The 12968-nt window shown below is 56.0% G+C and carries 8 protein-coding genes; 1 reads left to right on the forward strand and 7 read right to left on the reverse strand.

The features are described 5' to 3' along the window. Positions 1–85: 85 nt before the first annotated feature. The 6 genes from accC to ACUVTU_RS01735 all read right to left on the reverse strand — a co-directional run bounded on the left by accC (position 86) and on the right by ACUVTU_RS01735 (position 11330). Positions 86–1429: an acetyl-CoA carboxylase biotin carboxylase subunit gene (gene accC, locus ACUVTU_RS01710; protein ID WP_445888231.1), complete on the reverse strand. Its 1344-nt coding sequence runs from the start codon at positions 1427–1429 to the stop codon at positions 86–88. Further along, the gene (gene accB, locus ACUVTU_RS01715; protein WP_445888232.1) at positions 1430–3313 is read right to left on the reverse strand and encodes an acetyl-CoA carboxylase biotin carboxyl carrier protein; all 1884 of its coding nucleotides are present in this window, start codon (positions 3311–3313) and stop codon (positions 1430–1432) included. Between the two features lie 338 nt (positions 3314–3651). Continuing rightward, positions 3652–4887, reverse strand: a complete 1236-nt coding sequence (locus ACUVTU_RS01720; RefSeq protein ID WP_445888233.1) for an acyl-CoA dehydrogenase family protein — start codon at positions 4885–4887, stop codon at positions 3652–3654. A gap of 263 nt (positions 4888–5150) precedes the next feature. Then, positions 5151–10121, reverse strand: coding sequence for a heavy metal translocating P-type ATPase (locus ACUVTU_RS01725; protein WP_445888234.1), 4971 nt, complete (start codon positions 10119–10121; stop codon positions 5151–5153). Between the two features lie 85 nt (positions 10122–10206). Further along, on the reverse strand, positions 10207–10431 hold the full coding sequence (locus ACUVTU_RS01730) for a hypothetical protein (protein ID WP_445888235.1): 225 nt from the start codon (positions 10429–10431) through the stop codon (positions 10207–10209). Between the two features lie 11 nt (positions 10432–10442). Then, the gene (locus ACUVTU_RS01735) at positions 10443–11330 is read right to left on the reverse strand and encodes a hypothetical protein (protein ID WP_445888236.1); all 888 of its coding nucleotides are present in this window, start codon (positions 11328–11330) and stop codon (positions 10443–10445) included. A 170-nt stretch (positions 11331–11500) separates the two neighbouring features. Here ACUVTU_RS01735 and ACUVTU_RS01740 point away from each other — a divergent pair, with 170 nt between their 5' ends. Next, a complete protein-coding gene (locus ACUVTU_RS01740; RefSeq protein ID WP_445888237.1) occupies positions 11501–11914 on the forward strand; it encodes a hypothetical protein in 414 nt (137 codons plus the stop codon). Positions 11915–12032: 118 nt separating this feature from the next. Here ACUVTU_RS01740 and ACUVTU_RS01745 read toward each other — a convergent pair whose 3' ends face one another. Then, entirely contained in the window at positions 12033–12803 is a 771-nt protein-coding gene (locus tag ACUVTU_RS01745) for a hypothetical protein (RefSeq protein WP_445888238.1), read from the reverse strand. Positions 12804–12968 lie beyond the last annotated feature (165 nt).

Genomic DNA, 12968 nt, shown 5'->3' on the forward strand with positions numbered 1-12968 from the left:
TGGCAATGTAAAGTGCGGCGAGTGTGGTTGTATTGCCCCACACCCGCCGCCATAGCCAATGATCAGTTTTCGTACAACGATACATTTAAAGACCCAGTTCCTGCTGCACAAAAGAAGTGTCGTAGGCACCGGCCTGGAAAAGTTCATGCTGCAGGACCTGCCGGTGCAGAGGAATAGTGGTGGGCACGCCTTCCAGCTGCATTTCATCCAGAGCGCGCAGCATACGCCTGACGGCCTCGCTCCGGTCGGCGCCCAGAACAACCACCTTGCCGAGCAGTGAATCGTAAAAGGGTGGCACGATGTATCCGGGGTAGATAAAGCTGTCCACCCGAACTCCGGGACCACCGGGCGGCAGGTAAGCGTTGATGCGCCCCGGGCAGGGCCGAAAGCCGGCAGCCGGATCCTCGGCGTTGATGCGGCACTCGATGGCATGCCCCCTGATCTGCACGTCGGACTGCCTGATAGAAAGTTTTTCCCCTGCGGCCACGAGAATCTGTTCTTTGATCAGATCCACACCCGTGATCAGTTCGGTAACAGGGTGTTCGACCTGGATGCGGGTGTTCATTTCAATGAAGTAAAAATTACGGTGCCGGTCCACCAGGAATTCCACCGTACCCGCGCTGAAATAACCCACCGCCGCCGCAGCCTCCAGGGCAGCCTGCCCCATGGCCCGGCGCAATTCAGGTGTGACCACCGGCGAGGGCGCTTCTTCAATCAGCTTCTGGTTGCGCCGCTGCACTGTACAGTCCCGCTCCCCCAGATAAAGCAGGTTGCCGTGCTGGTCGCCCAGCACCTGGATTTCCACATGCCGGGGCTGCTCGATATATTTTTCCAGATAAACCGCAGCATTGCCAAATGCCGTACCGGCCTCAGCCCGGGCGGCCTGCCAGGCCCGCTGCAGTTCCTCCTCGTTTTCAGCAATGCGCATACCCCGGCCGCCTCCCCCGGCAGCGGCCTTAATCAAAACAGGGTAACCTATTTCCCGGGCCACCTGCAGGGCCTGCGCCAGTTCTTCCACGACGCCGGGCGAACCGGGCACCACGGGTACCCCGGCCTTTTGCACGGTTTCCCGGGCCACGGCTTTGTCTCCCATGGCCGCAATAGCTGCCGGTGCCGGACCGATAAAGATCAGATCATGCTGCTGGCACAGGGCGGCGAAGCGGGCGTTTTCCGCCAGAAAACCGTAGCCGGGATGGATGGCCCGGGCACCGGTGACCAGAGCCGCACTGATGATGTTCTGCATGTTCAGATAGCTGTCCTGTACCGGCGGCGGTCCAATGCACACCGCCTGGTCGGCCAGGCGCACGTGCAGGCTGTCCCGGTCGGCCCGGGAATAAATCGCTACCGTTTTCAGGCCCAGTTCGCGACAGGCCCGGATCACCCGTACGGCAATTTCTCCCCGGTTGGCAATCAGTATTTTGTCCAGCACCTAGTTCCCCTCCGGTCTGATCAAGAATAGCACCTGACCATACTCCACCGGCTGGGCGTTTTCCACCAGAATTTTTTCCACTCTGCCGCCCACCTCGGCAGTAATCTCGTTCATCAGCTTCATGGCCTCTACTATGCACAGCACCTGGCCGGGTTTGACCCGGTCCCCTTCCCGGACAAAAGGAGGGGCGTCGGGAGCAGGAGCGCGGTAAAATGTACCCACCATGGGCGCCTGCACCTCGACCAGACCGCTGGTATCGGCAGGCGCTGCGTCGACTGCTGCAGCGGCGGAATCGGCCGGGGCCTGCACAGGCTGGGCTACAGGAGGGACACTTTTGCCCGCCTCGGATTCCGCGCCTGCCGGCAGGCTCTTGCGGATAACCACCTTCATCCCGTTATTTTCCAGTTTGACCTCGCTGATGGAGGTTTCATGCACCAGATTGATCAGTTCTTTGACTTCCTGCAGGTTCATCTCCCGTGCCTCCCCGGTACTGTTATTCTTTGCTTTCGGTCCGCCGGCCGGCTGCCGGGCAGCAGTATCCTGTCCAGCCCCGCCACCCCGCTTTTGCTGGATAAACTGACGGTAAATCTGCGGAAAAAGAGTGTAGGACAGTACGGCTTCTTCGGTTTTAGCAATGTCCCGCGCTTCTTCTCTCATTTTCTCCAGCCGGGGCGGCAGCAAATCGGCCGGCCGGCAGGTGTAGGAAGGTTTGCCGGCCAGGATTTTTTTCGCTACCTCCTCATCCACAGGCGCCGGCGGCCGGCCGTACAAACCCTGCACATAGGCCCGTACTTCACCGGGCACCAGCTTGTAGCGTTCGCCCACCAGCACATTCAACACGGCCTGGGTGCCCACAATCTGGCTGGTAGGGGTAACCAGAGGTGGATAGCCCAGTTCCCGGCGCACCCGGGGGATCTCCTCCAGCACTTCGGGCAGGCGGTGCAGGGCCTTTTGTTCCTCCAGCTGACTGACCAGGTTGGTGATCATGCCGCCGGGCACCTGATGCTCAAAGACGCGCATATCATTGATGCGGGTAACTCCCCGCTCGTAGCCCAAATCCTTACGCAGTTGCTCAAAGTAGTTAGCAACCTCAAAGAGCGCTTTTAAACTCAGCCCGGTGTCGTATGGAGTATCTTTCAGGGCCCGCACCACGGTTTCCACCGGCGGCTGGGAGGCACCAAAAGCCAGGGGTACCGAAGCAGTATCCACCACATCCACCCCGGCCTCGGCCGCCTTCAGGTAAGCACCCACAGCCAGGCCGCCGATGTAGTGGCTGTGCAACTGCACCGGCAGGCCCAGGTTTTCCTTGAACAGTTTGACCAGTTCATAGGCTTTGTAGGGTACCAGCAGGCCGGCCATATCCTTGATGCAAATGGAGTCGGCTCCCATTTGGGCCAGTTCCCGGGCCGTATGCAAATAATGCTCGGTGGTGTGCACCGGGCTGACCGTGTAGACCACCGCTGCCTGCACATGGGCACCGGCCGCTTTGCCCGCCTTGATGGCCGTGGCCAGGTTGCGGATGTCGTTCAAGGCATCAAAAACCCGGATGATGTCAATACCGTTTTCCACCATTTTGTACACAAAGGCTTCCACCACATCATCCGGGTAGTGCTGATAGCCGACCAGCGACTGGCCGCGCAGCAGCATCTGCAGCGGGGTATTTTTAAAGTGCTTTTTCAGCACGCGCAGCCTTTCCCAGGGGTCTTCATTCAGGTAGCGCAGGCAGACATCAAAGGTGGCTCCCCCCCAGACCTCCACCGAGTAAAAGCCCACCTGATCTATTTTTTCTACTATGGGCAGCATGTGCTCCAGGCGCATGCGGGTGGCCCAAAGGCTCTGGTGTCCATCCCGCAGGGTGGTGTCAGTAATCTTTAATTTTGCCATTTATTTCTCCCCTCACACCGGTGGTCTTTGTATACAATTAGTCTGATAAAACAAAGCAGGTTGCTTTACAACAACCTGGCTATAAGATCATGTATGGTGTTATTTTGCAAACACACCGAATGCTACTCACGTAGTGTAAATTATACACAAAGACAGGTTTTTTGCAACCAATTGCGGGCCAAGTATACAATATATATAATAAGTTGCATTAATTTGGGATTGGTTTGAATTTTCCCATATCGTTCCACCGCTGCTCCGGTATTGTGCCCACCGGTTGGCCATCCAGCCTGCGGGCATATTTAAGGCGCCCTCCCGCAGGGGCGCCTGATGTTAAGCATTTACTCGTATACTTTTTCCTCCAGGCGGTGGGCGTCGGGAGCATCTTCCTCCACATCCCGCCGGTTCCCCACCTGGGCACCCAGTTCCTTGTAATATTCGTGCTGGATGATCAGGTTCATGATTTCGCTGGTGCCGGTCCAGATCATGGCCAAACGGGCATCCCGCAAGAGACGCTCGATGGGATAAACCCTGGTGTAGCCAATACCCCCCATGACCTGCATAGCATTGTTAACCACAGCCCAGGCAGTTTCGGTGGCACATTTCTTGGCCTCGGAAACCAGCCGCCGGCAGAGAGCGGCATCCGCCCCGTTATCTACGGCCCGCGCCGCCGTGTAAACCAGCGCCCGGGCGGCATCCAGCATGGTAATGCTCTCGGCGATCTTGAAGCTGACCGCCTGAAACTTGTTGATGGTCTGACCGAAAGCCTTGCGGCGGGTAGTGTAGCGGGTGGCCACCTCCAGGGCCGCCCGGGCCATGCCGATGGAGCCGGCGGCGCTGGTCATGCGCTCGGGAATCATCATCTGGTAGAATATTTCCGCTGCGCCGTTCTCTTTACCCAGCAGGTTTTCCGCCGGCACTTCGCAGTTATCCAGCACCAAACGTCCGGCGCCCCCGCCCCGGGTGCCCATCAGGCCATAAATGTACTCCACTCTGACGCCCGGCCCTCTTTCCACCAGAAAGGCAGACAGCGATTTGTGCGAAGGTGCGGCCGGATCGGTTTTGGCGTAAATCATGAAATAATCGGCGCCCTCGGCGCCCACAATGAAACGCTTCTGCCCCTTTAAAATGTATTTGTCCCCTTTTTTCACCGCCACCGTGGTGGCGCCGAAAAAGTCCGAGCCGCCCCGCGGTTCAGTGAGACCCTCGGCGGAAGCCAGCCGGCCCGTCAGGGTGGGCTTTAAAAACTTTTCCTTCTGGGCCGGCGTGCCGAACTTGTTGATGGCCTCCCCGACAATGCTGGGCATGGAGTATAGGCAGGAAAGCGACATACTGAGCAGACCCACCTCTTCCAGCGCCACCACCTCGCTGGCCCAGTCCAGCCCCCGGCCGCCGTACTCGCGGGGAAAACGCAGGCCCAGCAGGTTGCGCGCTCCGGCCTCCTCAATAAAGCTGCGGGGAAACTGGATTTTTTCCTCGTCCATATCCAGGACCAGCTGGCGGGGTACGCTTTTCACAAATTGACGCACCTCATCGCGCAGCGCCAGCTGCTCGGATGTGAGCATAAAATCAAACAATGCCATGCACCTCACTTGTCCAATATTAAATTTAGTCATTTATGTAATTATTTATTGTCATAATAACACTTCAACAAGTTGCTGTCAAGAATATTTAGAAAAGTAAGCAGCGGACCCACTAATTGTTGGATCCGCTGGCATAACAACTTACCCTTTCGTTCTTGGTATCCAGTATCCAGGAAAATTAATTATTCGCTACTGATTCATTTGGCCGGCAACTGCAGAACAAGCATAGGCGAGCAGCAGTACCTGCCGACCCGTAATCACAGCCTGCAATCCCAGCGGCTGAGTACACCACCTCCCAGAAGCACCACTCCCCATTCGTACAAACTCAGCGGAGCAGTACGCATAATGGTTTGCAGACCCGGCAGATAAATGGCGCCCAGCAGCAGGCCAGCAGATAGGCCTACCGCCGGCATCAGAAACCGGTTGGGCACCCGACATTCCCGGCTGTCAAAAACATTAAACAGCTGTCCGGTAACCAGGTTGGCCAGAGCCAGAGTCCTGGCCCTGGTTAGCTGGCCTGGTTTTAAGGCCAGGCTAGCTGTATATATCCCCAGGGTGGTGGTTCCAATACCCAAACCACGGCCAACAACTTTTCGTCTGACATCCCGGCTGAAGAGGTTTTCCTCCCGGGGAGATGGTAGCTGCTGCATGCTATCGGCAGCGGGAGGGTCCATACCCAGAGCCAGCGCGGGAATGCTTTCAGTAACCACATTCACCCAGAGAATGTGAGCAGGATCCAGACAAACCGGCAGCCCCAATAACACAGCTCCCGATACGGCCAGTACTTCCCCCAGGTTACCCGCCAGCACATAACGAACGAACTTGCGAATATTTGCTTTAATGGCCCGCCCTTCTTCAATGGCTGCTACAATTGTGCTGAAGGAGTCATCGGTGAGAGTGATGCAGGATGCCTCCCGGGTAACATCCGTGCCACAGCGGCCCATGGCAATGCCCACATCGGCCTCCTTCAATGCTGGAGCATCGTTCACCCCGTCACCGGTCATGGCTACCACATAGCCCCGCTGCTTGTATACCCTCACCAGACGCAATTTTTGCCTGGGCGAAGCACGATAGACCACTTCTAAGCGATCCAGCCTGTCCAGCAGTTCCCTGTCAGAAAGACCATCGATCTCCTGGCCGCTCATCACCAGACCATTTTGTAATATGCGTAACTGACGGGCTACCGCCAGCGCGGTTTGACAATGATCCCCAGTGATCATTACTACCTTGATCCCGGCCTGCTTACAGCTGGACACCGCTGCCTGCACATCGGGCCGGGGAGGATCCTGCATGCCCATCAGGCCGGCAAATGTCAAATCGTTTAACAACTCGTCCTCCCGGTATGGTGTCTCGCGTACAGGTATAAATTTATAGGCCAGGGCCACCACCCGCAAAGCATCTCGGGCCATCTGTTCCACAGTGTTGTGGACAACCTGGCGATGCTGGTGACTGAAGTATTGTTCAGCCTGCCGGAAGCTATAGTAACGGCACCGCTCCAGTACCTCATCGGGTGCTCCCTTGACCAGCACCAAGCGCTGCCCACGCTGGTTTTCTACCACCACCGCCATCATGCGTCTTTCAGAATCAAAAGGTATTTCCTGTTGCCGGGGATACTTTTGCTGCAGGACAACAGGGTCGTAACCCCCCCGGGCGGCTGCCACCAGCAGAGCACCTTCTGTGGGATCGCCCTGCACAGTCCATTCCTTAATCTCTGGCTGATAGACCAAAGCGGCATTGTTACATAACGCGGCTACCAGCAGCACTCGCTGCAGTTCATCCACATTTTCCAACTCTATCCGCTGTTCACCCAGCCAGAAAGATCCGATGGGATTGTAACCATTACCCTTGACAAGATATAACCGGTTATTCGCATAAATGTGGGTAACTGCCATTTGATTGCTGGTCAGGGTACCGGTTTTATCGGAGCAGATCACCGTGGTATAAGCCAGAGTCTCTACTGCCGGCAGACGCCGCACCACCGCGTTGCGCCGTACCATGCGCTGTACTCCGAAGGCCAGCGCAATGGTCACAATGGCAGGCAATCCTTCCGGAATGGCTCCCACTGCCAGGCTAATCCCGGTACGCAACATTTCATAACCGGGTTGCCCCCGGGCAATGCCGGCCGCCGTGATCAAGCCGCAGATACCAATACAGGTCAGAGAAAGCTCCTGCCCCAGCCGGTGCAGCTGTTTTTGCAGGGGCGTGGTTTCATTTTCTACCTGTGCCAGCATAGTTGCAATCTGCCCCATCTCAGTGTACCGGCCAGTGTCCGTGACTACCGCCCGCCCCCGACCCCGAACCACCCGGGAACCCATAAATACCATATTGGTTAATACAGCCAACCCTTGATCGCCCGCCCGGCAGATACCCGTTTGTTTAACCACCGGGGTAGATTCCCCGGTGAGCATATCTTCCTGGACAGCTAAATCCACTACTTCCAGCAGGCGACAATCAGCTGGTACCAAATCTCCAGCTTCTAAAAGAATGATGTCACCGGGCACCAGCTGGCCGGCCGGAATCTGCCTCAACTGGCCAGCACGCACTACCCGAGCGGTAGGTGCAGCCAACTGTTTTAAAGCATTCAAAGCTTTCTCCGCCCGGTACTCCTGAATAGCTCCTACCACAGCCTGCATGAATACCACCAGCAGGATGCTAAAGCCATCGGTCAATTCGCCCAAAATAAATGAACCCAAACTGGCACCCAGCAAAAGGCGGCTCATCAAGTTTTGCAATTGCTCCCAAAACAGGGCCACAGCCGACGGCCGCCGGGCTTCTCCTATTTGGTTGCTACCCCAGATCTGCAGGCGGCGCTGACATTCGGTTAGAGATAGCCCGTAAGCCGGGTGAGATCCTAAATATGTAATTACTTCCTCTTCAGCCATCTCATACCACATGCGGCGGACAGTAGCGTGGCTATCAGGTATAATTGAAAAATTATTCTGTTTTCTTACAGAAAGACTACTCGACACTGGCCGGGAGGTTAATGGAGCATTTACATTGCTACCACTCCCTTTTGCCCCATGTGGTACTGAACCGGCATACGGGCCCGGAAAAACGGACTGCGTATGGTGGCTTGATGCAGTAGTGCCCGGACGACGGTTTAGCAATCGGGCCGAATTAAGCAGCACCGCCAGGCTACTCAAATTGCTCAGCACCGTAGCCATAATTGGGCTGAGATAATTACCTACTGCCAAACCCATGCCCACAATGTTGGCACCAGCGGCTATGGTTTGATTTTGCCGCACCACCTCAGAGCAAAGGCGGGCAATATGAATGGCCTGATTAATCTTGCTCAGATTGGGTCCAGTTATTACCACCCGCGCTGCATCCAACATGAACGCCTCGGGCTGGCTGCCCAGCACTATGCCTATATCGGCGTGGGCCAGGGCCGGAATGTCGTTCAATCCGTCTCCCACCACGGTGACAATTTTACCCCGGGCCTGTAAGCGGGCCACAATGCCTGCTTTATCCTGCGGCAACAGTTCAGCATAAATCTGACCGATATTCAGCTCCCGGCCCAGCGCAACCGCCGCCTCCCGGGCATCACCGGTAATAATACCAATATCCGCTATGCCCTGGTTGCGCAGCTGCTCTACAAAGCGACGGCTGTTGGACCGTAACCGGTCCCGCAGACCAATGAGACCAACCAGTTTACCATCCAGCGCTACATAGGTTACAGAACAGCCGCTCCGATGCAGCCGGCGGGCTTTGAATTCTCCCGGTTCAATGTCCACCCGCTGCGCCTGCATCAGCTGGCGGTTACCCACCAGCACGGTACGACCATCCACACTGGCACTGACTCCCTGTCCGACCATAACCTGGATACCACTGCGCCGGTGCCGGCGAACCACCTGCTCGGGCACTGCCTCGACCAGCGACCGGGCCACCGGGTGACCCAGTTCACGAGTACAGGCAGCGGCCAGCTCCAGAATATCATGAGACGTGTATTGCCAGCCTACCGGTACCGCTTCCTGAATCAAAGGACGACCATGGGTCAGGACACCGGTTTTGTCCAGCAGCACGGCATCGGTTTCGGTCAGTAATTCCAGGGCCTGCAGGTCTTTAAACAGAATACCCTGCCGGGTAGCATTGACTAACCCTGCGCGGTACGCCGTCACCACTGCCAGACTGATAGCCGCAGGAGTAGCCGCCATGATTACCGCCAGGGCCTGGGAAAAGCTGCGGGAAAGCAAATATGTAGCAGAGGCTGCCACCAGGGCCACGCGGGTTATTTTCTCGGCATACTCATTGGCAGCTGCCCGCTCCCGGGTAATAACGCTGGATTTCTGCAACTCCCTTTCCAGTTCGGGCGGAACCAAATCAGGCGCAGCAGCATCGGGTTCCAGGGTCAGCTGGCCCAAACGGATAAAGGATCCGGCCAGCAATCCGTCCCCCGCTTGTTTCATCATCAAGAGCGGACTGCCGGTCACCGCCGCTTCATCCACCAGAGCCTTACCCTGTATCACCCGGCCGCTCACCGATACCCGCTGTCCGTTGTGTACCGTAATCAAGCGACCACTGCCGGGTTGTACTGACACCCGGTCAACAGCACTGCGCCGGGCAGCCCGGGCAATTTTTTTCAGGGTGTTTTGAGAGTTTTGCAGCACCCAGGTCTGAATATATGCGCTGAGATGGGAGAGCCAGAGCACGGTTAGACCCAGTAAGCTTTCCCGGGAAACCAGCAGTGCAAAACTGGCCAGGCCAAGTAGCAAATCATGATTAATCCGCAGCTTTCTGGCTACATGACTGAAGCCGCTGTACAGCATGGGATAAGCACTGATCAGCGTAGTCGCAGTACTTAAATTAAACAACAGGGGGGAGGCAGCATAAGCGGCTGTCCCCCTGACAGCCCGGCGCACCGTCAGGCCGGCCAGCACCGCTCCTGTGCCCCAGAGGCGCAGAGCCTGGGTCGCCAGCGGGTCATCTTCCGGTTCGGGAAGATGCTCTTTTATCTCACCAGGCAGCCGGGAGGGATGTTTTTCCAGTAGATCGCGTCGCAATCTGGCCAGTTCTCGCTGGATCTTTTCCAGAGATATCAGACGCGGATCGTATAGTATCAGACTGCGGCCAGTGCGAGGGTTGGCTGCTACCAGCTTGATGCCGGCTACTCCTTCCAAGCGCCGGGTAACCGCCCGAGCCAATAGCGGCTGGTAATATATTTCGGGCATGGATACCCGCAGCCGCCCGGGGAAGCCGTAATAGCGCCAGATACTTTTCTTTCCTGTCACTCGCCTACACCTCGTAGTCCACTATTTAAGACAACAGGCAAAGTTTATCCCGCACCGAACCAGGCTATACCGGGAATCCACAAGTTCATTTGCTGATCCGCCAGAAGGATATACCTGCCAGCAAATTCTGGCCACATTCCCGGCTTTTCAGGCGTACATAACTCCAGAAATCCCTCAGGAATGCTTCCCAGATTTCCCCCACGTCTTTACTGAAGGAATCCTGGCAGCGCAACCGGGCACTGATGTCCACCGCCTCCCGGAGCAGTCCGGCCGCCTGCTGCAGTTTATTTTTCAGTTCCTCAATGGCCAACCGGCAACCCCCTATTTCTGGCCGTCCTCGGTATTTACTGTACCAGCACCATCACTGCCCCCGGCCAGATCGGCATCGATGGTCTGCCTGGCCCGATCAAACTGGGCTTCGGCCAGGATATCCTCAAACTCTTCCCGAATATTTTCAGCTACACGCTGTGCTTTCTCGGTGAGTTCCATGGTTTCCCGGGCTACCCACTTGGCCAGCGGGCGCATGCTCCTGGTTAGCGAAGGCAAGAGGAAAAGTGCCAGCAATGAAGCGCTCAGCCCCCACTTAAAGCCCACTCCCTCCCTCGAGTTGAGCAGCTGGCTCAAACGATAGCGCAGCGTGCCCCGATTCTGCAGCTGTTTCAGTGCCCGCAACAGTTCGGTGGGAGTGCAACCCAGCTCCTGACTCTCTTCCAGCAAATCCTGGACCAGCTCCCGGGCGTAGGGTGGACGGTTAGGATGACGCTGGTAATGTTCCTGGTAGATGCGCTGGGCCTGCACTTCAGCCTGCAGTTCATCCCGCAGATAATTAAGCAGGCGCCGATCCACCCCGTCTGGCCGCCAAGGATACGGGCGGCGGGATTCGTAATCTTCGTACTCTTCCCATTCCCGGTTTTCCCGCAGCTCCTGCCGCAACTCGGCCAATAGTTCATTCTTCAGGCGTTGCAGCTCCCGCCGACTGGTACGCTGCCTGCCCCGGGCCACCGACCCGTAATCTGGCATTTCTGCCTGTCGTTTTAGCTCGGCCAGAATTTCTTCTTTCAAAGTCTCCCTGGTTCGCGAGTCCAATCCGGAGCGGTCGGGACAGCGACCACCCGCCCGGGCACCCAGCAGTTCGGCCTTTAGTTCCTCCTTGATGGCCTGCAGGCGGGATTCATCATACATTTGTTCTACCTGGGTTTCTTGATGCATAATCCACCCTCCTACAATATGTAAAAATCAACAAATATTATTAACACAATATTTAGATCAGTATTCAACTCTGGTTGGAAAGATTTTAGATTTAAATTCTAATGTATAGTTAAATGCCAGCAAAACAAAATAAAAGTGAATGAAATTTCAAGTAAAGGTGGTTACTTGCTATGGAAGAACTGCTTCATACCATGCTTTACCGGCGCAATTTTTACCTTGCCGCAGGAGCTGGCCTGGCCTGGTTGCTGTACCGGCAGACCAGAAAGAGCCTGCGCCCGCTGGCCGTAGCTACTACCCGCAGTGTACTTAACCTATCGGATCATGTTAGTGAATTTACCGACTCAATCCGTCAGGGGTGGCAGAACCTGCTGGCGGAAGCCCGGGCGGAAGTACAGGAGCAAAGAGCTGCCCATGCCAGACCCCCGGAGCAACCAGACACAGTAGAACCCGACATAGAGCAGCAGGCCGCCCGGCAGGTGAGCGTTACCCGGCCCGCCTTTATTTCCCCGAGTACTCCACTACCTTCAACAACAATAGAGACACTGGTCAAGAACACGGAAATGCAAGAACCGGAAGACCTGTGATCAATGCTACCCGGAGAAAAGACAATAAAAAAGAGACCCTTCCGGATCCCCCTGTTGTGTACTACGCTTAAAACTGCATAGAGCTTGGTAGGTAATCTCCCTGGAACGTAGATAATTTTTAGCAAGCTCGCTTTTTGGTGTTTTCCATCGGCCAATTCTCCTGACAATGGTAAGAATCCTCCAGTCGGCCCTGCAGGCGTCCGGTCAACTGGTCGTGTCGCTCATAGATCCGGAAAATTACCTGGCGCTGCAGGGCCTGCGCCAGTCGGTGCTGTCCATGGCCAATATAGCCCTGCAGGACAGCGATAATTGCCCGGGCAATACGCCGGTCTTCCACGCGCTGCTCACAGCACATCAGCCGAAAAATTGTCTTGTTTACATCCACCTGCTCTTTTAGCAGCTCTTTCAGAAAGCCGCTGCCTACCCTGTTCAGCGAAGCGGACCAGGCCATTTCACCACAGCGATGGACCAGCGCAGCCAGGCGACTGGCCAAGTGATACTGCTGGGAAAGCTCCCGCAAATGATCCATCTCAGGTTTTTCAACCGGCAGGGATAACTCCGGCGCTGCGCAGCTGCCCCCCTCCACGTCCCATGCTAATAAACCTGTCTTCTGCCACACCTGCTGGCCCACCGCTGCCCAGGCGTCACCGTCATACATCTGCTGGACAAACTGCTGCAATATACGATAGTCCCACCGCTTTAAATATGTTGCCACCACCCGGGGTAACTGCCAGTTAAAGGGAGCAAAATAGGCATCAACCTCTAATTGCACGACCGATAATGCGTGGGTGATCAGTTGTTCAGTTCGCCACTCATACCACTTGAGCCGGTTACGTACCATTCCCCTGAACACCCGCTGCGAGTTGATAAGCCGCTTTCTTGCTGTCATCCCGGATCCCTCCACCACATCCCTTAGCCAGTAGTAGTTTACACAGCTTATATTTGCTTTGGTTTTTGTTAAATTAAATAATGTGTTAATTTATTTTTCAATTGTGTTAAGTTATTCCTGGATCCGTGATACCATCTCACCAATAACCATTTTCAGGCATAATCT

This window comes from Desulfurispora sp., from assembly GCF_052744395.1.

Coding starts and splice junctions, on each gene's coding strand:
- accB (WP_445888232.1), bottom strand. CDS start 3,313: ATGGCAAAATTAAAGATTACTGACACCACCCTGCGGGATGGACACCAG.
- ACUVTU_RS01735 (WP_445888236.1), bottom strand. CDS start 11,330: ATGCATCAAGAAACCCAGGTAGAACAAATGTATGATGAATCCCGCCTG.
- ACUVTU_RS01740 (WP_445888237.1), top strand. CDS start 11,501: ATGGAAGAACTGCTTCATACCATGCTTTACCGGCGCAATTTTTACCTT.
- ACUVTU_RS01745 (WP_445888238.1), bottom strand. CDS start 12,803: ATGACAGCAAGAAAGCGGCTTATCAACTCGCAGCGGGTGTTCAGGGGA.